21 protein-coding genes are annotated in these 25,452 nt (G+C 68.8%); 8 read left to right on the top strand and 13 right to left on the bottom strand.

What is annotated here, in order from left to right; genetic code table 11:
- Nucleotides 1-38 precede the first annotated feature (38 nt).
- Nucleotides 39-1,490 (top strand): hypothetical protein, encoded by a 1,452-nt coding sequence (locus ACFYXF_RS20430; RefSeq protein ID WP_389351003.1) that lies wholly within the window; start codon nucleotides 39-41, stop codon nucleotides 1,488-1,490.
- A 68-nt stretch (nucleotides 1,491-1,558) separates the two neighbouring features.
- Here the strand turns inward: ACFYXF_RS20430 and ACFYXF_RS20425 are convergent, their stop codons facing one another.
- The 3 genes from ACFYXF_RS20425 to ACFYXF_RS20415 form a co-directional block, all read right to left on the bottom strand.
- Nucleotides 1,559-2,734: an amidase domain-containing protein gene (locus tag ACFYXF_RS20425; protein ID WP_389351002.1), complete on the bottom strand. Its 1,176-nt coding sequence runs from the start codon at nucleotides 2,732-2,734 to the stop codon at nucleotides 1,559-1,561.
- A gap of 129 nt (nucleotides 2,735-2,863) precedes the next feature.
- Nucleotides 2,864-4,165, bottom strand: a complete 1,302-nt coding sequence (locus ACFYXF_RS20420) for a hypothetical protein (RefSeq protein WP_389351001.1) — start codon at nucleotides 4,163-4,165, stop codon at nucleotides 2,864-2,866.
- A gap of 40 nt (nucleotides 4,166-4,205) precedes the next feature.
- Nucleotides 4,206-6,044: a transglycosylase domain-containing protein gene (locus ACFYXF_RS20415; RefSeq protein ID WP_389351000.1), complete on the bottom strand. Its 1,839-nt coding sequence runs from the start codon at nucleotides 6,042-6,044 to the stop codon at nucleotides 4,206-4,208.
- Between the two features lie 368 nt (nucleotides 6,045-6,412).
- Here ACFYXF_RS20415 and ACFYXF_RS20410 point away from each other — a divergent pair, with 368 nt between their 5' ends.
- Together ACFYXF_RS20410 and ACFYXF_RS20405 are read left to right on the top strand one after the other, a co-directional pair.
- Complete coding sequence (locus ACFYXF_RS20410) at nucleotides 6,413-6,637, top strand: zinc ribbon domain-containing protein (protein ID WP_389350999.1); 225 nt, start codon at nucleotides 6,413-6,415, stop codon at nucleotides 6,635-6,637.
- A gap of 71 nt (nucleotides 6,638-6,708) precedes the next feature.
- Nucleotides 6,709-7,377 carry a DedA family protein gene (locus ACFYXF_RS20405; RefSeq protein WP_389350998.1) on the top strand — a complete coding sequence of 223 codons (669 nt, stop codon included), beginning with the start codon at nucleotides 6,709-6,711 and terminating at the stop codon, nucleotides 7,375-7,377.
- Nucleotides 7,378-7,384: 7 nt separating this feature from the next.
- Here ACFYXF_RS20405 and ACFYXF_RS20400 read toward each other — a convergent pair whose 3' ends face one another.
- From ACFYXF_RS20400 to ACFYXF_RS20390, 3 genes are read right to left on the bottom strand one after another with little or no spacing between them, the layout of a single operon-like run.
- Nucleotides 7,385-8,191, bottom strand: coding sequence for an HAD family hydrolase (locus ACFYXF_RS20400; protein ID WP_389350997.1), 807 nt, complete (start codon nucleotides 8,189-8,191; stop codon nucleotides 7,385-7,387).
- The gene (locus tag ACFYXF_RS20395; protein WP_389350996.1) at nucleotides 8,188-10,668 is read right to left on the bottom strand and encodes a phosphoribosyltransferase; all 2,481 of its coding nucleotides are present in this window, start codon (nucleotides 10,666-10,668) and stop codon (nucleotides 8,188-8,190) included. The genes ACFYXF_RS20400 and ACFYXF_RS20395 overlap by 4 nt, the downstream gene beginning before the upstream one ends.
- Nucleotides 10,669-10,708: 40 nt before the next feature.
- Entirely contained in the window at nucleotides 10,709-11,881 is a 1,173-nt protein-coding gene (locus tag ACFYXF_RS20390; RefSeq protein WP_389350995.1) for an HpcH/HpaI aldolase/citrate lyase family protein, read from the bottom strand.
- A gap of 218 nt (nucleotides 11,882-12,099) precedes the next feature.
- On the opposite strand from ACFYXF_RS20390, the gene ACFYXF_RS20385 reads away from it, so the two are divergent.
- Nucleotides 12,100-12,870: a TerD family protein gene (locus tag ACFYXF_RS20385; RefSeq protein WP_389350994.1), complete on the top strand. Its 771-nt coding sequence runs from the start codon at nucleotides 12,100-12,102 to the stop codon at nucleotides 12,868-12,870.
- Nucleotides 12,871-12,968: 98 nt separating this feature from the next.
- Here the strand turns inward: ACFYXF_RS20385 and ACFYXF_RS20380 are convergent, their stop codons facing one another.
- From ACFYXF_RS20380 to ACFYXF_RS20355, 6 genes are all read right to left on the bottom strand, one after another.
- Nucleotides 12,969-13,706 carry a Tellurium resistance gene (locus tag ACFYXF_RS20380; protein ID WP_235479455.1) on the bottom strand — a complete coding sequence of 246 codons (738 nt, stop codon included), beginning with the start codon at nucleotides 13,704-13,706 and terminating at the stop codon, nucleotides 12,969-12,971.
- Between the two features lie 134 nt (nucleotides 13,707-13,840).
- Nucleotides 13,841-14,989, bottom strand: coding sequence for a DUF475 domain-containing protein (locus tag ACFYXF_RS20375; protein WP_389350993.1), 1,149 nt, complete (start codon nucleotides 14,987-14,989; stop codon nucleotides 13,841-13,843).
- Nucleotides 14,990-15,039: 50 nt separating this feature from the next.
- Nucleotides 15,040-15,615: a TerD family protein gene (locus ACFYXF_RS20370; protein WP_389350992.1), complete on the bottom strand. Its 576-nt coding sequence runs from the start codon at nucleotides 15,613-15,615 to the stop codon at nucleotides 15,040-15,042.
- Nucleotides 15,616-15,730: 115 nt separating this feature from the next.
- Nucleotides 15,731-16,306, bottom strand: a complete 576-nt coding sequence (locus tag ACFYXF_RS20365) for a TerD family protein (protein WP_389350991.1) — start codon at nucleotides 16,304-16,306, stop codon at nucleotides 15,731-15,733.
- A 123-nt stretch (nucleotides 16,307-16,429) separates the two neighbouring features.
- Complete coding sequence (locus ACFYXF_RS20360) at nucleotides 16,430-16,888, bottom strand: peroxiredoxin (RefSeq protein ID WP_389350990.1); 459 nt, start codon at nucleotides 16,886-16,888, stop codon at nucleotides 16,430-16,432.
- 106 nt (nucleotides 16,889-16,994) lie between these two features.
- Nucleotides 16,995-17,432, bottom strand: a complete 438-nt coding sequence (locus tag ACFYXF_RS20355) for a DUF3052 domain-containing protein (protein WP_235479451.1) — start codon at nucleotides 17,430-17,432, stop codon at nucleotides 16,995-16,997.
- A 477-nt stretch (nucleotides 17,433-17,909) separates the two neighbouring features.
- Between ACFYXF_RS20355 and aceE the strand changes: the two genes are divergently transcribed.
- On the top strand, nucleotides 17,910-20,642 hold the full coding sequence (aceE, locus tag ACFYXF_RS20350) for a pyruvate dehydrogenase (acetyl-transferring), homodimeric type (protein ID WP_389350989.1): 2,733 nt from the start codon (nucleotides 17,910-17,912) through the stop codon (nucleotides 20,640-20,642).
- A 129-nt stretch (nucleotides 20,643-20,771) separates the two neighbouring features.
- On the top strand, nucleotides 20,772-21,590 hold the full coding sequence (locus ACFYXF_RS20345; RefSeq protein WP_389350988.1) for an ion channel: 819 nt from the start codon (nucleotides 20,772-20,774) through the stop codon (nucleotides 21,588-21,590).
- Nucleotides 21,591-21,710: 120 nt separating this feature from the next.
- On the opposite strand, the gene ACFYXF_RS20340 is transcribed toward ACFYXF_RS20345, so the two are convergent.
- Complete coding sequence (locus tag ACFYXF_RS20340) at nucleotides 21,711-23,330, bottom strand: MFS transporter (RefSeq protein ID WP_389350987.1); 1,620 nt, start codon at nucleotides 23,328-23,330, stop codon at nucleotides 21,711-21,713.
- Nucleotides 23,331-23,429: 99 nt separating this feature from the next.
- Here ACFYXF_RS20340 and ACFYXF_RS20335 point away from each other — a divergent pair, with 99 nt between their 5' ends.
- On the top strand, nucleotides 23,430-24,062 hold the full coding sequence (locus ACFYXF_RS20335) for a TetR family transcriptional regulator (protein ID WP_389350986.1): 633 nt from the start codon (nucleotides 23,430-23,432) through the stop codon (nucleotides 24,060-24,062).
- 112 nt (nucleotides 24,063-24,174) lie between these two features.
- The gene (locus tag ACFYXF_RS20330; RefSeq protein WP_389350985.1) at nucleotides 24,175-25,419 is read left to right on the top strand and encodes an alpha/beta hydrolase; all 1,245 of its coding nucleotides are present in this window, start codon (nucleotides 24,175-24,177) and stop codon (nucleotides 25,417-25,419) included.
- Nucleotides 25,420-25,452: the final 33 nt, after the last annotated feature.

The raw sequence follows: 25,452 nt of genomic DNA, 5'->3' as shown, positions 1-25,452 counted from the left end.
TGAACCGGGCAGGGCAGATCACAGCACGGGAGAGGGATGTGACGGCGACCACTTCTGAGCCGTACACGCCGATTGCGCCGCTTGCGTCATGCGCGCACCAGCCGCCCCCTCCCCCGGAGAACACCGCACCGCACCGCCCGCCCGAGGCCCGCTGCACCGGCGTGCGCGCCGCCGCCAGGGATGCGCTGACGCTCGTACTGCTGCCGTTGCCGCTGCTGCTCGCCCTGCCCGCCTCGTTCGCCGGGGGCGGTACGCGGCGGTGGTTCGGCGGTCGGGCCGAGAGCCAGCGGGCCGAGGCGCAGGCCGCGAAGGACGCCGCTGCCGCTGCCTTCTACGAACTGGACACCGCCCAGCGGGATCTGCGCATCTCGATAGAGACCATCAAGGCCGTCGACGACACCCCCGCCGCCCGGCGTGCGGTCGCCGACTTCGAGGGGCTCGGGCGGCGGATCGACGAGGCCAGCGGGCAGTACATCACCGCCATCGACGCACACGATCTCGACCGCGACGACCTGGAGGCCTCGGCCGCCACCCACGCCCGTGCCGAGCTGACCCGCGCCAAGGAGGAGCTGGGGCGGGTCAAGCAGGACCTGGACCGCTTCGCGGACGGGCTCGGGCCGCTGCTCGGCAAGGCCGAGACCCAGCTGGCCCGGCTCGCGCCCTCCGTGGAGCGCGCCCGGCAGTCCCTGCTGGCCGCGTCGAACGCGCTGGACGCGGTACGGGGATCGGGGCTGCGGGCGGACGATCTGGCCGCCCGGCTCGCCGCCCTCGGGCCCGAGCTGACGCGGCTCAACCAGGGCGCGGGACAGCACGGCGTGCCGGACACGCTGGAGCGGGCCGACCGGGTCGCGCGCGAGGCGGAGGCGGTGCGGGCGGAGGCGGAGCGGCTGCCGGAGCGGGCGGCCGAGATCGACCACCGGCTGGTGTCGTTGCGTACCCGGGCCGAGGCGCTGACCACCCGGTCGGGGCAGGTGCAGCCGGTGCTGAGCGAGCTGCGTCGGCGGTTCTCGGCGGCGTGCTGGCAGGACCTCCAGCTCGTGCCGGAGCAGGCCACGGACCACGTACGGCAGGCCGAGGCGAAGCTGAAGGAGGCGCAGACGGCGCGGGACGCCCAGCGCTGGCCGGACGCGACGGCGCTGCTGTCGACGGTGCGGGCGCTGCTGAACACCACCGACGAGGCGGTGTCGGCGGCCGGGGAGCGGCTGCGGCGGCTGAACACCGTACAGAAGGACCCGCAGGGCGAGATCGACCGCACGCGCTTCGCGATCCGGGACGCGCAGCGGCTGGCCATGTCGGGGCGCAACACACCGGATCCCCGGGACGCCCGCCCGCTGGACGAGTCGGTGGCCCGGCTGGAGCGGGCGATCGCCTCGCTGGATGGCCGGCACCCCGACTACTGGCACTTCCTGACGGAGACGGAGGCCGTGCGGCAGGCGGTGGCCGGTGTGGTGACCCGGATCCGGGAGGAACGCGGGACCACCGCCCACTGAGCGCGTACGCAGGGCAGGGGCCCGCCGCCCCGGACCGGTGAAGGGCCGGAGCGGCGGGACCGGGTCGGTCAGGTGCGGTAGGCGTAGTACCAGGCGTTCGGTTCCGACGCGATGATGCTCGTCAGCGACCTGCGGTAGGTGTTGGCCGAGTGGTAGGTCAGATACGGCACACCCTGGGCGTTGCGGTACGTGACGATCATCGTGTGGTCCTTGGAGCCGTCCCGCTCGAAGTCCATCTGGAGGACGTCACCGACGTCCATCTGGAAGACGTTCGCGAGGCTGGTCGTCCGCTTGGAGTTCTGGGCGAACCAGGACCACTCGTTGACGCCGACGAACGAGTCCGACTGGATCTCGGCGTTGCCGAACCACTTGGTGTAGTCGTAGACGTAGCCGGGGGCGTGCTTCCAGCCGCCGGCCTTCAGGGACTGGCTGACGAAGTTGGTGCAGTCGCCGCCGGCGCCGTGCCCGTTGAAGTTGGGGTAGTCAGGGTTGTAGGTGCTCCAGTACTTCTCCGCGTAGGTCGCCATCGCCTTGTAGTCGAAGGCGCCACCGGTGAGGGTCTTGGCGTTGGCCGGGGCCGGGCGGGTGGTGGCCGCGCGGGGAGCGTTGGGCATGGTGTCGTCGGCGGCGGCCACGGTGGCGACGGTGGCTGCGACCGACGGCTGGTTCACCGCCACACCGGCGGCCGCATCGGTGTTCCGGATTCCCGTCAACTGCCAGTCGCCGCCCGCGTCGGCGGTGAACGTCAGCCGGTGGTGGGCCTGGAAGCCGGTGGTCGCCGGTTCGTCGCCGCGGACCTTCTCGTAGGTCAGGGTCGTGGTCTCGGTGACCTCGACCTCGGCCTTGCCGCCCTGGAGGCGGGTGCTGTCCAGGGTGACGGCGGTGTCGGCCTTGCTGTACTTCTCGCCGAGTGCGGCGAGACGGTCCTTGCGTGTCTCCAGCGAGGACAGTGCGGCGCCCTCGCTGCGGGCCAGTGCGGCGGACAGCCTGACGTCACCGGAGAAGCCGTTGGTCAGCGGCTCCTTCCGGTCGCCCTGCGCGCCGTCGACCAGCGCGTCGGTACGGTCGGTGAGGACCGCGTCGGCCAGGCGCTGGAAGGTGGCCCTGGTCTGCTGGTCCACCTGCTGGTCCGCCGCGCTCGCGCTTCCGGCCGGCAGCAGTGCCGCTCCCACGGCGGCCGAGGCAGCCGCCGCGACGACTATCGCGGCGCGGCCGCGCGTACGGCCCATGTTCCTTGACTTCACGAATGTTTCCCCTCTTGCCCGGCAATGGGGGATGCCGGGTCGTGGAATTTTTGCATGCCCTGTGAAGGTCCCGTGAACGGGGATACCCTTTGCCAGCAAGGCAGTTGACGGACCGTCAGGTCAGGACGGTCACTTCACGACCGTCGACCAGTCCGGCGACTGCGCCGGGTCCAGGCCGCGCAGCCGCTCCAGGGTCGCCGGGGTCTGTACGTCGAGCCAGTCGGCGAGTTCCTTGAAGGAGACGCACTTGACGTCCGCCTTCGTGCACATGGTCGCCATGACCTCGTCGACGGCCTTCATGTAGATGCCGCCGTTCCACTCCTCGAAGTGGTTGCCGATGAACAGCGGGGCGCGGCTGCCGTAGTACACCCGGTCGAAGCCGGCCATGTAGGCGTCGACGGTCTCCTGCTGCCACTGCGGATAGTTGGCCGGGGCGCCGTCGGTCTCGCCGTCGGACTGGTTGTAGAGGAAGTTGAAGTCCATGGAGAGGCCCTGGTAGTCGCCGCCCTCGTACGGGAGCATCTGCAGCGGGAAGTCCCAGACGCCGTTCTTCTTCGCCGGCCAGATCTGGAAGTCACCGGCGGAACTGGCGTCGTAGCGCCAGCCGTAGCTCTCGGCGGCCTTCAGCAGGTTCGCCTGGCCCTCCAGACAGGGCGCGCGCCCGCCGGTGACCTCCTCCTTGACGTCGAACGGCAGCGGGGCGAGGTCGGTGTAGCCGGTGTTGGTCTTCCAGTTCTCCACGAAGGAGAAGAACTGGTCGATCTCGCTCTTCCACTCGGCGACGCTCCAGTCGCCGCCGCCCTTCTCACCGCAGAAGTGGCCGTTGAAGTGGGTGCCGATCTCGTTGCCCGCCTGCCACGCCTTGGCGAGCTTGTCGAGGGTGGTGCGGATGTGGTCGTCGGTGGGGAAGCTGATCGCCGCCGAGCCCTCGGGGTGCTGCGGGGGCTGGTAGAGGTCGGCCCTGCTCTTGGGCAGCAGGTAGATGCCCGTGAGGAAGTACGTCATGTGGGCGTCGTACTTCTCGGACAACTCCAGGTAGTGGGCGAAGAGTTCGTCGTCGCCCGCCAGTGCGCCGTCCCAGGAGAAGACGACGAACTGGGGTGGTTTCTCACCGGGCTTGAGCGGTACCGGCTTCAACCGTCCCTGCTGCGGCCCGGTGTACGAGGTGGAACCGTCTCCCAGGACCTTGGTCCTGCCGTCCCACTCCGGTGTGCCGGTCGCCTTCGTGGGGGGTTTCACGGTTCCCCCGTGTCCCACGGTGGCGGTCGGTGCGGTGCGATCGGTGCGGCCCAGCGTCAGATACGCGGCGGTCAGTGACGCGAGCGTGAGGGACGCGACGGTCAGGAACGCCGCGATCCGCGGGCGGCTGGTGGCGGTGGCGGGGGGAGGTGTTGCCGGGGCCTTGCGACGGCGGCCCGACGGTTGTCTCATGTGCTGCTCATTTCGAGGGGGGTGGGGGCCCCGCCGGTGGTCAGCCGAGCGGGCCCATTGCGCCTGACCAGATGTCGTACGGGACGCTGTCGTCGGTGGTGCCGGCGAGGCCCTTCAACGGCAGCGGTTCGAGGCTCTTGGTCAGGTCGATGCGGTAGACGACGACGGCCGTGGACACGAACTTGTGCGTGCCGACGTACCAGGAGGCGGTGTCGTCCGGTGTGGTGCCCGCCTTCCCGGCCACCGTCGCGTCGGTGGACGCGGCGGCGGCGGGATGGGCGGTGCGGAAGGCGTCGGTGAGCGCCGAGGTGACCTCCGCGGCCACGTCGGCGCCGATCGCGCGGGTCGGGGTGGGGGTGTCGAGAGGGACGCCGAGGCCGTTGCGGGTCACCTTGCGCACCGAGTACGGCTCGGTGCGCAGGCCGCCGGCGACGAAGGTCGTGTAGCCGCCGGCCATCCGGATCGCGCTGGGCGTGGAGGTGCCCGTCGACAGTGCGGGCACCTGCGCCCCGATGCTGGAGGGCAGCAGCCCGGCGGCCTCGGCGGTCGTACGGACGTTGTCCAGTCCGGTGTCCATGCCGAGCTGCATGAACGGCGTGTTCACGGACAGCTCCAGCGCCCGGTGCAGGGAGATCTGCCCGTAGGACAGGTCGCCGTCGTTGCCGGCGACCACCTTCTTGCCGCTGCGGTCCCAGTAGGGGCCCTCGGGGGTGGTGACCGGGACGTCGTCGTTCCCGTCGTACAGGGACTCCCCGGTGACACGTGTCGCTTCGTCGCCCCGGCTCTTGGTGACACCGTGCTCAAGGCCGGCGGCGTACACGAACGGCAGGAAGGCCGAACCGGCGGGCACGGTGGTCGAGTTGGACTCGTTGTAGCCCTGCGTACGGTGGTCGGGGCCGCCGTACACGGCGAGGATCCGTCCGTCGGCGGTGACCGAGGCGGCCCCGTAGTGCGCGGTCTTCACGGCGTCCGGGTCGTCCTTCACGGCCTGCTTGCGGGCCTTGGTCACGGCCTCGGCGAGCTTGCGCTCCCGGGTGCGGTCGAAGGTCGTGTACACCTGAAAGCCCCCGAGGTCGAAGTCCTTGTCGGAGATCCCCCCGGCCTTCTTGGCGTACTGCGAGGCCACTTCCACCAGATAGTCGGTCTGCTCACCGGTGTCGTAGAGCGGGCTGCTCTTCAGCGGCTCGGGGAACTTCGTGTACGTGGCCCGCTCGGCCTTCGTCAGCCTGCCGATGTCGACCATCCGGTCGAGGGTCCAGGACCAGCGCTCGACGGCTCGGGCCCGGTTGGCGCTGCTCAGGGTCGGGTCGTAGAGACCGGCGCCCTTGAGCAGGGAGGCGAGGAACGCGCCCTCACCGGCGTCGAGTTCGCTGACGTCCTTGCCGTAGTAGGCCTGGGCGGCGCGCTGGATGCCGTAGCAGCCGCGGCCGAACCAGCTGGTGTTGAGGTAGCCCTCCAGGATGTCGTCCTTGCTCATCCGGTTGTCGAGCTTGAGGGCGATCATCGCCTCGGTGAACTTCCGGCTGACCGTCTGCTCCTGGCTGAGGTAGACGTTCTTGACGTACTGCTGGGTGATGGTGGATCCGCCCTGGGTGTCGCCCTGGCCGACAGTTCGGAAAAGGGCGCGACTGATGCCCTTGACGGAAATGCCGGAATCACTGTAAAAACTCGCGTTCTCGGCGGCGAGCACCGCCCAGCGGACGTCCTCGGGTATTTCGTTCAGCGGCATCGCCTGCCGCTGAACGAAGCCGGTACGGGCCATGGGAGTCCCGTCGGCCCAGAAGTACACATTGTCCTGCTGGGTGGCGTACGAGTTGAGGTTGTCGGGAATGTCGGTGGCCGCGTAGGCGATGCCCAGGAGCAGCACGCTCAGCCCCATGGACGCGACAACGCCACCCAGCCACTGCCGCCAGGACGGAATCCAGCGCCGCCAGCCGGTACGGCCGGGCCGCGGATACCTCGGCGAAGGAAGAGAAAACCGGCGGGCCGCTTTACGAGCTAATCGGGCTTTACGCCTGTTTCCTGGTGCGGTGTTTCCCGGTATGGGCGATTCTTTCCCGCCGTAGGTCACGACACACCCCTCCGCACTCCACGAAAACCCCGAATTCCCCGGCCTCACGGCTCATCGCGGCATACACAAATTATCAGCGATCTTCGCAGGTTCTCCACATGGGGAATGAACAGAAAGGATCACGATCGGAACCACCGGGCTCCGCACGGCGAGCAATTGGGGACTAACCTGTCCGCATGCCTCGCTACGAGTACCGCTGCCGCACCTGCGGCGACACCTTCGAACTCAGCCGCCCGATGGCCGAGTCGGCCGCCCCCGCGGACTGCCCCTCCGGCCACGACGACACGGTGAAGCTCCTGTCGACGGTGGCGGTCGGCGGCTCGGCCTCCGCACCGTCGTCGGCACCCCGGGCGGGCGGCGGAGGCGGAGGCGGTTGCTGCGGCGGAGGCTGCTGCAGCTGAGAGCCAGCCCCCTAGGGAGCCCGCCAGGGACCTTCAGGGTCCCTTCAGGTCGGGTTCCCTAGCGTGGCCGCATGACGACAGCCACGCCGGGCGCACCCCAATGGGTCGCCGATTTGATGGACACGCTGGGCGCCCCCGGCGCGGGTCTCGCCATCGCGCTGGAGAACCTCTTCCCGCCGCTGCCCAGCGAGGTCATCCTGCCGCTCGCCGGATTCGCGGCGAGCACGGGCCGGATGAGCCTGCTCGCCGCGCTGCTCTGGACGACAGCCGGCTCGGTCGTCGGCGCGCTCGCCCTGTACGGGATCGGCGCGCTGCTCGGCCGCGACCGCACCGTCGCGCTCGCCGCCCGGCTGCCCCTGGTCAAGGTGACGGACATCGCGAAGACCGAGGCGTGGTTCCTGCGGCACGGCACGAAGGCGGTGTTCTTCGGCCGCATGATCCCGGTCTTCCGCAGCCTGATCTCCGTACCGGCAGGCGTGGAACGCATGCCCCTGCCCGTCTTCCTCACCCTGACGACCCTGGGCAGCGCCCTGTGGAACACGGCCTTCGTCTGCGCGGGCTACCTACTGGGCGACAACTGGACAGAGGTGACGACAGTCGTCTCCGCGTACTCGAAGGCGGTGCTGGCAGGGGCGGCGGTGGCGGTGCTGGTCTTCGTGGCTGTGCGGAGGCGCCCCAAAGGGGCGCGGGGAACTGCGCGACCAGCCACGACGGCGCAGCAGCCACCCGACAACCCCTGACAGCCCGCTACCTCACCTCGCGCAAGAACTCCCGAAGAATCCGCTCCCCCGCAGCAACCCCCCGTTCGGGAAGCGCGACGACCGTATCGGCCCCCCACTCCGTATCGGCAAGCTCACCATGCCCCGGCCGCCACGCCCGATCAGCGGCAAGAAGCAGATCGGCGTCAAGGAGAGAGTCCCCGGCAGCAAGCGAACGCACCGCCCCAGAACGACGCGCGACCTCGCGCATAGCCGCACTCTTCGTCAACGGCTTCGGCACCGCGTAGATCTTGCGCCCCTGGAGCGACACCGTCCAGCCCCGGTTCTCCGCCCACACCGCCAGCTCCTTCACCCACTCCTCGGGCAGCAGCTCACGCTCGACGACGAGATAGGCGAAGAAGTCCTCCGCGACGCGGTGCTTGCGCACCCAGAGCGGATCGGCGGTGGCGGCGAGATGGTCCCGGACCTCGTCCAGGGAAGCGCACTCGTCCGCGAGCCGTGCCTGCACTCCCGCGTGCCAGTCCTCGTCGGCGACACCGTCGACGAGGATGTGCCCGCCGTTCGCACAGATCGCGTACTTCGGTGCCGGACCCGGCAGATTGATCCGCTGGTACTGCTTACGGGTCCGCGTGGTCGTCGGTACGAAGACGGCCGCGTCGCCGAGTTCGGTGAGCAGCGCGGCGGCCGTCTCCGTCATGTACGACAGCGGCCGGGCCTCGTGCACCTCGACGCAGAGCAGCCGGGGCGCGCGGGCGTCCGGCATGGTCAGCGCGAGGGCCGCGGCGGAGTAGATGAGCGTACGGTCGAGATCACTGGCGACGAGGACAGGACTCATACCGACACCGCCCGGCCGTTGGCACCGGTCGCGCCGCGCGTGTACTTGGGGTGGATCAACCCCACGCAGGTGTACGGGAGTTCGGCCACCTCCTCGACCGGTACGCCCCGCTGCTCGGCGAGCAGGCGCACATGGTCGAGGTCGGTGCCCGCTCCGGCGCGGGCCAGGATCTTCCAGGGGACGCGGCGCAGCAGTACCCGGGTGGTCTCGCCGACGCCGGGCTTGACGAGGTTCACGTCGTGGATCTCGTACTCCTCACTGATCCGCTCAACCGCCGCCCAGCCCTCCCATGTTGGAGTGCGGTCCGAGTCGAGGAGTTTCTTCGTGAGGGCGAGGACCTCCAGGGCGGCCACCGGGAAGCGGGCCTCGACGGCGTCCAGGAAGTCCACCGACACATCGGCACCGGCGAGTTCGCGGTAGAACTTGGCGCCGTGGAAGTCGTTCGGACCAACCAGGTCCGCGCGCAGCACAGTTCGCGAAATTAGCCCGGAGACGGTCGAGTTGAGGCACGCGGAGGGGATGAGGAAGTCCTCCCGGGTGCCGTACGTCCGTACGCAGGAGCCCGGGTCGGCGAGCACGGCGATCTCCGGGTCGAAGCCGGTCGCGCCGCCGTTCGCCTCGAACTCCTTGATGGCGTCGGCGAGTTCGCGGGTGATGGCGCCCTTGCCGGTCCAGCCGTCGACGAACACGACGTCGGCGGGGTCGTGGTGGGCGGCGAGCCAGCGCAGCGCGTTGGCGTCGATGCCCCGGCCCCGGACGATGGAGACGGCGTAGTGGGGCAGTTCGAGCCCGTGCCGGTACTTGGCCCAGCGGCGCATGAGCGCGCCGACCGGGGTGCCCGCGCGGGCCAGTGACACCAGGACCGGGCGCGGCGACCGTTCGGCGAGCACCAGCTCGGTCACGACACCGACGGCCTGCGCGATACGGGCGGCGGAGGTGTCGAGGGCGGCGCGGTACAGCTCCTGGTACTGGTCGCTGGGCTGGTACTCGACCGGCAGCGACTCGGCGTAGTGGGCGCCGCCCGCCTGGATGGCCTCCTCGCGCTCCTCGACGGGCGCCTCCAGGCTGACGTCCGAGAGATCCTGCAGCAGCCAGCCGACCTCGTCCGGTGGGTACGAGGAGAACGCGGGTCCGCGGAGGGGCTCGGGCAGCATGGCGGGCCTTTCGGAAACGTGCGGGCGTGCGGGTACGTAGGAGGGGACGACGGCGAGCACGACGTTCGGCGTGTGCGCGGCGAGCGTGGCCAACAGGCCGTCGGGGGCGTGCAGTTCGGGTGTGTCGGCGGTGGAGTCGACCACCGCGACGACGGCGTCGAAGCCGGCGCCGGCCACGTTGTAGGCGTAGCGCTCGCCGGGGCCGTCGGCCGGGTCGTCGTGGGCCGGGAAGACGAGGCGGCTGCGGATCGCGTAGCCCGGGTCGTCCACGGCGAGGACGGGTGAGCGGGTGGTCGTCGAGTAGCGGACCTCGACGCCCTCCATCACCTGCTCCAGCTCTCGGGCGAGGCGGAGGGGGGCGTACATCAGCTCTTCGAAACCGAGGACGAGGATGCGGTGGGCGTCTGTGGGGAGGGTTTCGGCGAGCCTTGCGGCCATCGCGGGGAGGGCGGTCTCCAGGCGTATTCGGTGGCCTGGTGTGAAGCCGTGGCGGGCGCCGTCCGGCAGTCGGGCGGGCCAGCGCAGATCGACTCGGGTGCACTGGTTGTATGGCGGGTGCGGGGCGGTGGGGGCTGGTCGCGCAGTTCCCCGCGCCCCTAGGTCGGTCTCGTACCGCTCGACTAGTTGTTGACCCTTTTCCAGTACGCCCTCCGGCAGGCGAACCGTTCCGTTGGCGGCGCTGACCAGGTCGACCTGCGCGCCGATCTCCTGTGCGAACTCCGCCAGGCGGGCCACGTCCGCCGGGGCGCGCATGTCGACCAGGGCGACTATGACGTACCGCTCGCGCGGGTAGCGCTCGTGGAGGGAGCGGATCGTGTTGAGGACGGTGTTGCCGGTGGAGAACTCGTCGTCGACGAGGACCAGGGGGCCGGGGCCGGCCAGCAGGGCGGGGTTCTCCGGGAGGAGGAGGTGGGAGGTGGCGTGCGAGTGGGACTCCTCGAAGCCGCCCGCCTGGGCGACGCCCTCGACGGGCCGCCGGGTGGAGTGCAGGTAGGGCGCGAGGCCCACGCCGTCGGCGACGCAGTGGCCGAGCCCGGTGGCCGTCTCGGCGTACCCGAGGACGACCGCGCGCCGGGACTCGTCGGCGCCGAGCAGCTCGCGGACGCGCCTGCCGAGGGCGAAGCCGTGGCCGTAGACGACGGCGGGCGACTGCGGGACGTGCTTGCCGAGCACGTTCGACACCAGCAGGTGCGCCCGCTTGGGGTTGCGCCGCAGGGCGAGGCCGAGCAGCTCGCGCAGCCCGTCGTCGCCGACCAGCTCGACACCGAGCCGCTCGGCGACCCAGGTGCCGGACCAGACCCCGTTGTGCACAGCGTTGTTCATGAGTCCCTAGTGGATGGTGGTTGGGGGGAAGACGGGCGGGTCAGTCGGGGATACCGGCGGTGAGCAGCTCCACGAAGCCGATGTCCTCGTTGGCGACGCCGAAGACCTCGGCGCGCAGCAGCGTCCGCTCGGCCCAGGCGCGGTGCGGCTTCACCTCGTTCATCTTGTTCGTGTACGCCGACCGCAGCACACCTCCGCCGCAGCGCTCGGGCCGCAGGATGTCCTGGGCGTCGCTGAACTCCTCGTGGCTGACCACGGACAGGGCGTGCACCGGCAGTACGTGCGAGGGGTGGATGCAGGTCTTGCCGAGCAGACCGTTGGCCTGGTCGAGGGTGATCTCGCGGAGCAGTCCATCCATGGCGTGCTCGATGAGCTTCTCGCGGAGTTCCTCGGCCTGGCCGTCCAGGAAGGGGCTGCGGCGCAGCTGCGGCTTGAACATGCGTTCCTGGACCCGGAAGTACTCCCAGACGGGCCCGGTGACGGTGAACCCGGTGCCGTCGGCCCGCCCCAGCATGTTGACGACGTCGGCGATGACGGAGGCGACGACCTGGACGTCGTACGCCGTCATGTCGGGGGCTCTTCTGAGCCCGTACGAGGAGCAGAAGTCGGTGACGCCGAGGCGCAGGGCGAGGACGCGGTCGCGGTACTTGTCGACGGCGCGGGAGATGCCCTCCAGGGTTTCTACGCGCGTCTCCCGGTACAGCAGCTCGGGGGATTCGAGCACGGGCATGCCGAAGAGGCGGTGGCCGCTGGCGGCCTCGGCATCGGCGAGGGCCTCCAGGAACGGCATCCCTCGTTCCTCGGTGAACTTCGGCATCACGAACCCGGACAGCAGCCGGGCGGCGGGCCCGAGGCGCTGGACGAGGTCGGGGATCTGTTCGGGCGTACGGACCCTGACGAACAGCAGCGGCAGCCCGGTGGCGGCGTCGGGGCGCTCGGCGAGCAGGCCCAGCTCCCGCACGAGGTTCTCCTCGGCGTCGGCGACCTCCGAGTCGTCGATCGAGTCCTCCAGGCACAGCACCATCGAGACGACACCGCGGGCGACCTGTTTGACGACGGCCTCGGCGAGGCGCGGACGGGTGGCCGGGCTGTACAGGGTGGCCCCGAGGGCCGTGGCGAGCAGCCGGGCCGGGGAGTCGGCGGTGAACTCGCACGGCTCCTGGTGGAACAGACGCTGTCGTACCTCAGGGGCGATGTGCCCGAAATGACGCATGAAACTCCCCCGGGGCGGCTGGGCTGCCGGTCGAGTGTTGATGGGTGGCCGGTAATAGTACGTAGGGATCCATGTCAGGGGTTCCCACTGGGAATGAAGTTCAGGTAACGCGGACAAGCACGTGCGGGCACAGCCGGGCGGCGAGCACGCGCGACCCGACCCGCGGAACCGGTGCCCCCGCGTTGTCGTGACCAGGACCGAGAGGGCAGGATGACCGCATGACGCACGCGATGCTGAAGGGGTCGAACGTCCCGCTCGAAGCCACGACGGTGCGCGCCGTGCTGCGCTGGACGCCCGGGCAGGGGGTTCCGGACGTCGATGCCTCGGCGCTGCTCCTCGGCCCCGACGGTCGTGTGCGCTCCGACGAGGACTTCGTCTTCTACAACCAGCCCCGCCACCCCTCGGGCAAGGTCTGGCGCCTCGGCAAGAAAAGGGTGGCCGAGGGCCTGACCGACACGATCCAGACGGATCTGACCGGTGTCGAGTCCGGAGTCGGACAGATTCTGCTGGTCGCCTCGGCGGACGGCGTCACCTTCGACCGCGTACGCTCCCTGCGCATCCTGCTGTACGACGGTACGGTCGCGGACGGCGAACCGCTGGCGTACTTCGACGTCAAGCCGGAAACGGGCGAGGAGACGGCCCTGATCTGCGGTGAACTGTACCGCCGCGGCGAGGGCTGGAAGTTCCGCGCCCTGGGCGAGGGCTACTCGAACGGCCTGGAGGGCCTGGCGACGGACTTCGGTATCTCGGTGGAGGACCCGCCGGCGACCGAGGAACCCTTCCCCGAGGCCACCCCGACCACGGACCCCGCGGCGGCGACAACGATCCAGCAACCCCCCGCGCTCCCGCCCCAGCCGACCTACGGCTACCCCCAGCCCACCAGCACGAACACCAGCCAACCGGCGTACGGCTACCCCCACCCGGTAGGAGCCTCCCCGTCCCCGGACTTCCACCTGCCGCCGCAAGGGCCACAGTTCATCGGACGGTAAGGAAGCGCCCCAAAGGGGCGCGGGGAACTGCGCGACAAGCCACAACGGACCCGCACCCGCCAGAGCACGGAAGCCCCCGAGCTCTTAGGCACCGCAGGTCACCGCTCAGCCTTCGTCTTGTATCCCCTGCCCCACTGCAACCCCCACCCGTACAACCGATCAAGCTCGGCCTGGAACCCGTAAACGAACTTCACTTCCCGCCGAACGATCAACTCGTTCTTCACGTTCTCGATCATCACCACCGCACACGACCGAGCCTGCGAGTGCCGCTCGTCGAGACCTATCTCGATCCGCGGCCCATTGCTCGGATACAGCGTGACGATCGCGTGCGTCCGGTCGAACGCAGGCGTCTGGTCATAGATGTAGACGAAGACCAGCAACCGCTTGATCTCGTCCCGATGGTCAAGATTGACGTACGCCGTCTCCCCGGACGCGGACCCGAACCGGTCGTCCCCGCTCAGCTTCACGTACGGCGGCGCGTTCGTGTCACCGAGGAAGCCCCCCAGGGGCTGCACAACCCCCTTGGTGCCGTCGGCCAGCTCGTACAGGATCCCCAGGTCCAGGTCGACGTTCACCATGCTCTGGGTGTGCCCCTGGACCTCCTCTGGCTTCAGGGCCTGGAAGGGGTGCCGCCACAGGCTCTGCCGCTTGGGGCCGCCGATGTCCGACGTACGCATCCGCCAGGACAGGTTGATGCGCAGATGCCCGGTCGCGGCGCCCTGCCTGGTGAGCGAGACCCGCTGGTGTCGCTTGGTCAGCTCGATGGAGTTGCTCGCCGCACTGCCCGCGTCGAACTCCATCGACCGGCCGCGCCACAGGTCGTCCCAGAAACTCATCCCGCCCCCACCCGTCCAGCCCCCGCAAGTCCGTCACTGTCACCGCACCGCTGCCCGTCAATGCCACGGGGCGGCCGACGAGGACGATTCCTCGTAGCCGCCCCGCTCAGAGCGTTCCCTCACACCGGAGGTTGTCACACCCCGGACGAGACCTCAGTCTTCTCGTCCGAGCCCGCCGCTTTTCCCTCGGCCGCTGCCAGCTTGGTGTTGCGGCGCACGGAGGACCAGAAGGACCAGGCGATCAGGACGACGCCCACCAGGCCGGTGATGACCTCGTGGATCTCGTACTGGATGGTGACGAGGAGGATGCCGGCGAGGGCGCCGATCGCGTAGTGCGCGCCGTGCTCCAGGTAGACGTAGTCGTCGAGGGTGCCCTGGCGGACCAGGTAGACCGTGAGCGACCGGACGTACATCGCGCCGATACCGAGGCCCAGGGCCATCAGCACGATGTCGTTGGTGACGGCGAACGCGCCGATGACACCGTCGAAGGAGAAGGACGCGTCGAGGACTTCGAGGTACAGGAACATGAAGAACGCGGCCTGTCCGGCGAGGACGACCGCCGGCTTCTTCTTGCCGGTGCGCTCGGCCTCTTCCTCCTCCTCGTGCTCGCGTTCCTCCTCTTCCTCCAGCTTGTTCTCGAAGTAGCCGGAGAGCCCGCCGACGATCATGTACGTGATCAGACCGGCGACACCGGAGATGAGGACCGTCTGCGCCTTGTCGACATGGGCGCCACCGTGCTGGTGGGCGTTGGTCGCGAAGGTCATGGCGGAGATCAGGAGCACGATCAGGGCGATGCAGACCGACAGCATGTCGATCTTGCCGAGCTTGGCGAGCGGGCGTTCCAGCCAGCCGAGCCACTTGATGTCACGGTCCTCGAAGATGAAGTCGAGGAAGATCATCAACAGGAACATGCCACCGAAGGCGGCGATCGCCGGGTGGGCGTCGGTGACCAGTTCCTGGTAGTGGTCCTTGTCGTTGAGCGCGAGGTCGACCGCGTCGATGGGACCGATCTTCGCGCTGATGGCGACGATCACGACCGGGAAGACGAGTCGCATACCGAAGACGGCGATGAGGACACCGACGGTGAGGAAGATCTTCTGCCAGAAGGCACTCATCTTCTTCAGGATGCCGGCGTTGACCACCGCGTTGTCGAAGGACAGCGAGATTTCGAGGATGGAGAGGATCGCCACGATCCCGAAGCCGGTCCACCCCCCGTAGAAGACCGCCGCGACCAGGCCGAGCGCGGTGACCGCGAACGACCAGCCGAAGGTTTTCAGAATCACTGGCTACCCAATCGTGTGTTTACGGGTCTCCCCCGCTGCCGTACTCGGCTTTACGAAACGTTGACTCCGAAGTCTAGAGCGATGCCCCTCAGTCCCGACGCGTACCCCTGTCCTACTGCACGGAACTTCCACTCGCCCTGGTAGCGGTACAGCTCCCCGAAGATCATGGCGGTCTCCGTCGACGCGTCCTCGCTCAGGTCGTAGCGCGCCAGTTCCTGACCGTCGGCCTGGTTGACGACGCGGATGAAGGCGTTGCTGACCTGGCCGAAGGTCTGGCCGCGGTTGTCGGCGTCATGGATCGAGACCGGAAAGATGATCTTGTCGCAGGCAGCCGGCACCTTGGGGAGGTCGACGATCAGCGACTCGTCGTCACCCTCGCCCTCGCCGGTGAGGTTGTCGCCGGTGTGCTCGACCGAGCCGTCGGGGCTGGTGAGCTGGTTGTAGAAGACGAACCACTCGTCGCCGAGAACCCGGCCGCCCCCGCACAGCAGCGCGCTGGCGTCGAGGTCGAACGGCGCACCGGTGGTGGAACGCGCGTCCCAGCCGAGCCCGACCAACACCTGGGTGAGGTTCGGTGCGGCTTTGGAGAGGGAGACATTGCCCCCCTTGGCAAGCGTGACGCCCATGCTGCTGGTCCTCCCCGAGGTGAAGCCTTGCGATCTGCGTGGATCGCGGAACTGAGCACGTCCGGCGCCGCACCGAGAGTGCGACGCCGGACGACGGAGCCGGAGAGAGTCCGGCTCAGACGTTCACGCCGAAGTCCTGCGCGATACCGCGCAGGCCGGAGGCGTACCCCTGGCCGATGGCGCGGAACTTCCACTCCGCGCCGTGCCGGTACAGCTCGCCGAAGACCATGGCGGTCTCCGTCGAGGCGTCCTCGGAGAGGTCGTAGCGCGCCAGCTCGGTCTCGCCGGCCTGGTTCACGACGCGGATGAACGCGTTGCGGACCTGGCCGAAGGACTGCTGGCGGTTCTCGGCGTCGTAGATCGAGACCGGGAACACGATCTTGTCGATGTCGGCCGGGACCGTCGCGAGGTTGACCTTGATCTGCTCGTCGTCGCCCTCGCCCTCACCGGTGGTGTTGTCACCGGTGTGCTCGACCGAGCCGTCCGGGCTCTTGAGGTTGTTGAAGAACACGAAGTTGGCGTCACTGCTGACCTTGCCGTCCGCGCCCGTCAGGATCGCGCTGGCGTCGAGGTCGAAGTCGGTGCCGGTGGTGGTACGGATGTCCCACCCCAGACCGACGATGACCGCGGTGAGACCCGGGGCCTCCTTCGTCAGCGATACGTTGCCGCCCTTGCTGAGGCTGACTCCCACGAGTCCTCCATTGGTGTCTCGTCTGCCGCCGGGGGCGGTGTGCCCCGTCGTGCGCCGTTATCGGATCAACGTGCAGATCCTAGTGACGGGTTCCCGCCCCACGCAGGGCTTGGACCCGAAGAATCACAGGGTGTCGAGGGCCTTCACGTACTCGTTCAGGTCACGCGCGTCGGGCAGACCGTTGACGACGGTCCACCGCACGACACCCTCCTTGTCGATGACGAAGGTCCCGCGCACCGCGCAACCCTTGTCCTCGTCGAAGACGCCGTACGCGCGCGAGATGTTGCCGTGCGGCCAGAAGTCGGACAGCAGAGGGTATTCGAGGCCCTCCTGCTCGCCGAAGACACGCAGGGTGTGGATGGAGTCGTTGGAGACGGCGAGCACCTGGGTGTCGCGGTCGGAGAACCTCGGCAGGTTGTCGCGCAGGGCGCACAGCTCGCCGGTGCACACGCCGGTGAAGGCGAAGGGATAGAAGAGCAGCACCACGTTCTTCGCGCCACGGAAGTCGGAGAGCCGCACGGTGGCGCCGTGGTTGTCCTTGAGCTCGAAGTCCGGGGCCTTGTCGCCGACCTCGATCGCCATGATCCTGCATCCCTTCGGTGGGCTGTTCGGGTGAGAACACCCTAGTGACCACCCACTGAAGCCATTGGACGGGCTGGAGTCATCCAGCCCGTCCGGCGATTGAGGATTACTTCTTGGACTTCGCTGCCTTGGGTGTCGCCAGACGACTCCCACTCCAGTCCTTGCCCACACTGACGCTCTTCGTCGCCGACAGACCCGCCGTCGTCGCGGCTTCAGAGATGTCGCTCGGCTCCACGTAGCCGTCACGGCCCGTCTTGGGCGTGAGGAGCAGGATCGCGCCGCCTTCTTCGATGTACGTGGTGGCGTCCACCAGCGCATCGGTCAGGTCGCCGTCCTCGTCGCGGAACCACAGCACCACGGCATCTGCGACGTCGTCGTACTCCTCGTCCACGAGATCGCTGCCGATGACTTCCTCAATGGCCTCGCGGAGCTCCTGGTCGACGTCGTCGTCGTAGCCGATCTCCTGGACCACCTGCTCGGGCTGGAACCCCAGCCTTGCGGCAGGGTTAGTCCGCTCCTCCGCGTGGTCCGCGGTCGCGCTCACGGGTTGCCTCCTGATCATGTTCGAGAAATGTCCAGCCACGCGCGTGCGCGAAGCATTGGCCGTAGTCCACACGGGCGGGGCGGATCGCGCAAGTACCCGGCCGTTCAGACCGCCGAAACGGTGACGATCCTGGCGGTGTCGCCGCAACTTCACACAGCGGTTCCCGGGAACAAGTGACGCACAACACACCATTCTGCCCGCTTTGCGGTTTTGCTGCTCCCGAGTGACTCCCGAACCTCTCATACATACGTGCGAGATCCGAATCGCTTTACGGAACACGTCACGGACTGGGCGTATCGTTGCGATTTGGCTGCGACCACCCCGGCCCACACCGCCCAGGCACCTCCTCCGGGGCTACCTCTGAGTAGAGGTGACGTACCCGGCCTCGGGGTACACGATGGGGACCAGTGCATTCGCAGCCCCAGGGCAGGCCCACAGCGTGCCCCGGATCAAGTCTCCCGAGAGCGAAGGAACAGCGTGGCTTCCGGATCAGATCGCAACCCGATCATCATTGGCGGCCTTCCGAGTCAGGTTCCTGACTTCGATCCCGAAGAAACCCAGGAGTGGCTCGACTCCCTCGACGCCGCGGTTGACGAACGCGGCCGGGAGCGGGCCCGCTATCTGATGCTGCGGCTGATCGAGCGGGCCCGCGAGAAGCGCGTGGCCGTGCCCGAGATGCGGAGCACGGACTACGTCAACACGATCGCGACGAAGGACGAGCCCTTCTTCCCCGGCAACGAGGAGATCGAGCGCCGCATCCTCAACGCGACCCGGTGGAACGCGGCCGTGATGGTCTCGCGCGCCCAGCGCCCCGGTATCGGCGTCGGCGGCCACATCGCGACCTTCGCCTCCTCCGCCTCCCTCTACGACGTGGGCTTCAACCACTTCTTCCGGGGCAAGGACGAGGGCGACGGCGGCGACCAGATCTTCTTCCAGGGCCACGCCTCCCCGGGCATCTACGCCCGCGCGTTCCTGCTCGACCGGCTCAGCGAGCAGCAGCTCGACGCGTTCCGCCAGGAGAAGTCGAAGGCGCCGTACGGGCTGTCCTCGTACCCGCACCCGCGGCTGATGCCGGACTTCTGGGAGTTCCCGACCGTCTCGATGGGCCTCGGCCCGCTCGGCGCGATCTTCCAGGCGCGGATGAACCGCTACATGGAGGCGCGCGGGATCGCGGACACCTCCAAGTCCCATGTGTGGGCGTTCCTCGGCGACGGCGAGATGGACGAGCCGGAGTCGCTCGGCCAGCTGTCGATCGCCGCCCGCGAGGGCCTCGACAACCTGACCTTCGTCGTCAACTGCAACCTCCAGCGGCTCGACGGCCCGGTGCGCGGCAACGGCAAGATCATCCAGGAGCTGGAGTCGCAGTTCCGGGGCGCCGGCTGGAACGTCGTCAAGCTGGTCTGGGACCGCAGCTGGGACCCGCTGCTCGCGCAGGACCGGGACGGCGTGCTCGTCAACAAGATGAACACCACGCCCGACGGACAGTTCCAGACGTACGCCACCGAGACCGGCGCGTACATCCGCGACCACTTCTTCGGCGACGACAGCCGGCTGCGCGCGATGGTCGAGGGCATGACCGACGACCAGGTGCTGCACCTCGGGCGCGGTGGCCACGACCACCGGAAGATCTTCGCGGCGTTCGCGGCGGCCAAGGCGCACAAGGGCCAGCCGACCGTCATCCTCGCCAAGACGGTCAAGGGCTGGACGCTCGGACCCAACTTCGAGGGCCGCAACGCCACGCACCAGATGAAGAAGCTGACGGTCGCCGACCTCAAGGGCTTCCGCGACCGGCTCCACCTGCCGATCTCCGACAAGGAGCTGGAGAGCGGCGCCCCGCCGTACTACCACCCGGGCCGGAACTCGGAAGAGATCCAGTACATGCACGACCGCCGCAACTCGCTCGGCGGCTACGTCCCGACCCGCGTCGTCCGCGCCAAGCCGCTGACGCTGCCCGAGGAAAAGACGTACGCGAGTGTGAAGAAGGGTTCGGGCCAGCAGTCGATCGCCACGACCATGGCGTTCGTCCGGCTGCTCAAGGACCTCATGCGGGACAAGGAGATCGGCAGGCGTTTCGTGCTGATCGCGCCGGACGAGTACCGCACGTTCGGCATGGACTCGTTCTTCCCGAGCGCGAAGATCTACAACCCGCTCGGCCAGCAGTACGAGGCCGTGGACCGCGAGCTGCTCCTCGCGTACAAGGAGTCGCCGACCGGCCAGATGCTGCACGACGGCATCTCGGAGGCCGGCTGCACCGCCTCGCTGATCGCGGCGGGTTCGGCGTACGCCACGCACGGCGAGCCGTTGATCCCCGTCTACGTCTTCTACTCGATGTTCGGTTTCCAGCGCACCGGTGACCAGTTCTGGCAGATGGCCGACCAGTTGGCGCGCGGTTTCGTCCTGGGCGCGACCGCAGGGCGTACGACTCTGACCGGCGAGGGGCTCCAGCACGCCGACGGCCACTCGCAGCTGCTCGCCTCGACGAACCCGGGCTGTGTGGCGTACGACCCGGCGTACTCGTACGAGATCGCGTACATCGTGCAGGACGGTCTGCGCCGGATGTACGGGCCGGACAGTGAGGACGTCTTCTACTACCTCACCGTCTACAACGAGCCGATCCAGCACCCGGCCGAGCCCGCGGACGTCGATGTCGAGGGCATCCTCAAGGGCATCCACCGCGTGGGCCAGGGGACTTCGGGCACGATTCCGGCGCAGGTCATCGCGTCCGGTGTCGCGGTGCCGTGGGCGCTGGAGGCGCAGCGGATCCTCGCCGAGGACTGGAACGTACGGGCGGACGTCTGGTCGGCGACCTCCTGGAACGAGTTGCGGCGCGATGCGGTCGCGGTGGAGCAGCACAATCTGCTGCATCCCGAGGAGGAGCAGCGTGTCCCCTATGTGACGCGGAAGTTGAGTGGCGCCGAGGGTCCGTTCGTGGCCGTTTCCGACTGGATGCGGTCTGTTCCGGACCAGATCTCTCGGTGGGTGCCGGGGACTTACCAGTCGCTCGGTGCGGATGGGTTCGGCTTCGCCGACACCCGTGGGGCTGCCCGGCGGTTCTTCCACATTGACGCTCAGTCGATCGTGGTGGGGGTGCTGACGGAGTTGGCTCGGGAGGGGAAGGTTGATCGGTCGGTGCTGAAGCAGGCGATCGATCGGTATCAGTTGCTGGATGTGGCGGCTGCTGACCCGGGTGCTGCGGGCGGCGACGCGTAGCGCTCCGCGGGTTGGGCGGTTGTTTGTCTGCGGGGCCATTGTGGCTGGTCGCGCAGTTCCCCGCGCCCCTGTAGAGCGGCCCCTTCGGGGCGCTCTACAGGGCATCCCCGGGCCCTTAATATGCGCAGCATGAAGGAAGAGTCTGCGCAGGCTCGTTGGGAGGGGTTCACGCAGCGGCCCCTCATGGCACTCGCGGTTGTGTTCGCTGTCGCCTACGCGGTGCCCATCGTGGACAGTCCCGCGAGTCGGCCCGTGTCGATCACGTGCACGGTTGTGGAGTGGGGGGTGTGGGGTGCGTTCGCCGTCGACTACCTCGTGCGGGTCGGGCTTGCCGAACAGCGGCGGGACTTCGTACGTCGGCACTGGCTGGACCTGTTCGCCGTGCTGCTGCCGCTGCTTCAGCCGCTGAGGCTGCTGCGGGTCATATCCACGCTGCTGCTGGTGGGCCGGCGGGCCCAGATGGCGTCCCAGGTGCGGCTGACGACGTATGTCGGCGGGGCCGTGGTGGGGCTGCTGATGTTCGGTTCGCTGGCCGTGCTGTCGGTGGAGCGTGAGTCGCCGGACGGGAACATCCGAACGCTGGGCGACGCCCTGTGGTGGTCGTTCACGACGATGACGACCGTGGGGTACGGGGACCACGCGCCGACGACCGGAGTGGGCCGGGTGCTCGCGGTCGGGCTGATGCTGTCCGGGATCGCGCTGCTCGGTCTGGTCACCGCGAACATCGCCGCGTGGTTCATCTCCCGGTTCGAGATGGACGACGTGGAGGAACGGCGCCAGACGGCCGCGATCGCGGCCCTGACCGAGGAAGTACGGGCGCTGCGGGCCGAGGTGGCCGCCCTGTCCGACGGGCCCGTCGGCGCGCTGTCCCCCTCCGGCAGCGCGCCGCGGCCCGGCGGTCCTCCGTGTCGTACATGTCTTACGGACCATGCCGTGCGGAGGACTTGACTAACTGTGACCTGCCCCGAGTACCGAAGGGGAGGAATCTTTAGGGGAGTCACTCGGATAGGGGAATTCCCCGGCACAGGTCATAGATATATGCGCGAGATATGTGCCTCAGATGTGCCCTCAGATGTGCGCCGCGCCCGCGCCCGCCTCCGCGTTCTCGCCGCGCTTCGTCAGGAGGGCGACCAGTACCGCCACCACTCCCACGCCGGCCGCGACCAGACAGGCGAGGCTCATGCCGGAGATGAAGGTGTCGTGGGCGACCTTCGTGATCTGGGCGGCGACCGTCTCCGGAGTGCCCGGTGCCACCGGGGGCACGCCGACCTGGACCGCTTCCGAGGCCTGCGCCTGCTGTTCGGCGGTGAGTTCCGGAAGGCCCGCGGCCGTCCAGTTGCCCGCGAGGTCGTTGTCGACCTTGGAGGCCATGACCGCGCCGAGGACCGCCGTACCGAGGCTGCCGCCGATCTGCATCGCCGCCTGCTGGAGACCGCCGGCCACACCGGACAGCTCCATCGGGGCGTTGCCGACGATGACCTCCGTCGCGCCGACCATGACCGGGGCGAGGCCGAGGCCGAGCATGGCGAACCAGAGCGACATGACGCCGCTGCCGGTGTCCGTCTCCAGCGTGGACATGCCGAACATGGCGATCGCGACGCACGCCATACCGCCCGCGAGCGGGATGCGCGGGCCCGTCTTGCTGATCATGGCGCCGGCCAGCGGCGAGCCGACGATCATCATCCCGGTGAGCGGGAGCAGATGCAGGCCCGCGTCGATCGGGCTCATACCGTGCACGTTCTGCAGGTAGAAGGTGACGAAGAAGAGGCCGCCCATGAAGGCGATGGCCATGAGGACCATCAGCACCACACCCGCCGACAGCGGGACCGAACGGAACAGGTTGAGCGGGATCAGCGGTTCCTTGACCTTCGTCTCCCAGAGCGCGAAGAAGCCGAAGCCCGCCACCGACACGACCAGGAACAGCCATGTCTTGCCGTCGCCCCAGCCCCACGCCGGAGCCTTGATGAGCGCCCACACCAGGCAGAACATCGCACCGGAGAGCAGGGCGATACCGAGGACGTCGAAGGAGCGCGGGGCGTTCTCCGCGCGGTGGTCGACCAGGATCACCAGGCCGATGACGAGGGCCAGGATGCCCACCGGCACGTTGATGAAGAACACCGACTGCCAGCTGACGTGCTCGACGAGCAGTCCGCCGAGGATCGGGCCGCCCGCGGTGGAGGCGCCGATGACCATGCCCCAGATGCCGATGGCCATGTTCAGCTTCTCGGCGGGGAAGGTGGCCCGCAGCAGACCGAGCGCGGCCGGCATCAGCAGCGCGCCGAACAGCCCCTGGAACACCCGGAAGACGACCACCAGGGCGATACTGCTGGACAGGCCGATGGCCGCCGACGAGGCGGCGAAGCCGACGATGCCGATGAGGAAGGTCTGCCGGTGCCCGAATCGGTCGCCGAGCTTGCCCGCGGTGATCAGCGTGACCGCGAGCGCGAGGAAGTAGCCGTTGGTGATCCACTGGACGTCCGCGAAACTCGCGCCCAGGTCCTTCTGGATGGCCGGGTTGGCGATCGCCACGATGGTGCCGTCGAGGGCCACCATCATGACCCCGACGGCCACGGATATCAGGGTCAGCCACGGATGGCCGCGCAGCCCCTTGGCAGGCGTGGGGTCCGAGGGGGAGACAGGTGCCTTGTCCCCCGGACCGGTCGTCTCGATGGTGGTCTGACTAGTCATGGATCGAGGCTAGTGACAGCCACTGACAATTGACAAACGAGTTCACAAGTCGGTAACTGACACGTCGTTCCCCGATAAGAACGAAGAGGCCTGATCACCATGAGCGCACTGCGCGAGCTCAAGAAACAGCGCACCCGGGACGCGCTCGTGCGCGCCGCCCTCGTCCTGTTCACCAGCAAGGGGTACGAGCACACGACCGTCGACGAGATCGCCGAGGCCGTCGAGGTCTCGCAGCGCACCTTCTTCCGCTACTTCGCCGGCAAGGAGGACGCCGCCTTCGCCGTGCACCGCATCGCGGAGGCGCACTTCATCGAGGCGGTGCGCGAACGTCCGCCCCACGAGGCCCCGTTGGAGGCGCTGCGCCAGGCCGTGCTGGAGGGCTGGCACGTCATCAACGAGGCCGTGGAGTCCGTCGTACCGGCGGAGTTGCAGATGCGCATGTACTACGTGATCGAGTCGACGCCGGTGTTGCTCGCCGCGCACCTGCGCCGCTCCACCGAGATGGAGGAGGCGGTGGCGCGGGTGGTCGCCGAGCGCGAGGGCGTCGACGTGGACGGCGATCTCCGGCCGCGCGTCGTGGTGGCCCTGTTCGGCGGGCTGATGCGGCTGACGGAACGGCGGTGGGGCGCGGGCTCGGACATGAGCGTGACGGCGATGCGCGAGCTGACCAGCACCTACCTCGACGCGATGGGTCCGGCACTGGCGGGGAACTGGCGTACGGAAGGGTCGTGACGCCCCGTACGGCCGCGCGCACGTAGCGCCATACCCACCGACGGTTATCGAAACGTGATCCCCGTCACTCGGTTAACGCGAGACCCTCTCGTTCTCCTAGTGTGTCCTTTCAGTGACTTCCTTCGACACCTCCCCGCAACTGAACGTCTGGCGCGCACTGCTCGCGCTGGCCGTGGTCTTCGTGATGCTCGCGACGACCGGCTGGACCGCGGTCCGCAGCCATCGCACTCCCTCGCCGCTCCAGGCGTCGCTCTCCGCGTGGGAGCACGGACGGATCGGCGGCCACGCGCTGCCCGACCCGGACGGGACACCCGGCAGGCTGGCCCGGTTCTTCGCCTCGCTCACCGTCCACCAGCGCGACCGGCTCGTCCGCCGCTATCCGCTGGCGGTCGGCAACATGAACGGCGCGCCCGTCGAACTGCGCTACCGCGCCAACCGGATCGCGCTGCACACGGCCCGCGAGACGGAGCGCGTGCGGATGCACGACAACCGGCTCTCGGCCGTCGGCCAGCACGAGGCGGGGCGCCGGATGCACCGCTACGACGACCTGCTGGCGAAGGGCCGCAAGATCCTGGCCTTCGACCCCGAGGGCAACGGCCGGGTCGCCGAGGTCTTCGGCGACCTCGACAAGGCACAGCGCGTCTCGGTCGTGGTCCCCGGCGTGGACACCGACCTCCTCACCTTCCAGCGCACCAACCGCAGGTACTCGGCGCCCGTCGGCATGGCGTCGGCGCTGTACCGCGCGGAGTGGGAGGCGAGCCCCACGACGCGTACGGCCGTGATCGCCTGGGCCGACTACACCGCGCCCAACGGGCTCGGCATGGACGCGGCGACGGCGATGCGCGCCAAGTCCGGGGCGCTGCGGCTGAACGCGCTGGTGCGCGGACTGCCCGGCCGGGCGCCGGTCGCGCTGTACTGCCACAGCTACGGCTCGGTGGTCTGCGGGGTCGCCGCGCACGCGCTGCCCAGCCGGGTGACCGACATCGCGGTGGCCGGCAGCCCCGGTATGCGGGTCGAGAACGCGGCGCAGCTGCACACCTCGGCCCGGGTGTGGGCGATGCGGGACGCCGACGACTGGATCCAGGACGTGCCGTATCTGGAGGTCGGCGGCCTCGGGCACGGCGCCGACCCGGTGTCGTCGGGATTCGGCTCCCGCGTGCTGTCCGCGCGGGGCGCGAAGGGACACGGCGGCTATTTCGAGCCGGGTACGGAGAGTCTGCACAACTTCGCCGAGATCGGCGTCGGCGCGTTCGGCGCCGTGCGGTGCGCTCGGCGGGATCAGAACGATCAGCAGGACCGCAAGGATGACGTGTGTCTGAAGGGTTTGTCCGACGGGGCGACGGCCGGACGCGCGTAGAAGACGCAGAAATCACGGTGTGCCCGGGGAGGG

It is taken from the genome of Streptomyces sp. NPDC002680 (assembly GCF_042889145.1).
Taxonomy (GTDB): Bacteria; Actinomycetota; Actinomycetes; order Streptomycetales; family Streptomycetaceae; genus Streptomyces; species Streptomyces adonidis.
This window is presented reverse-complemented; position numbering and strand designations above follow the sequence as displayed.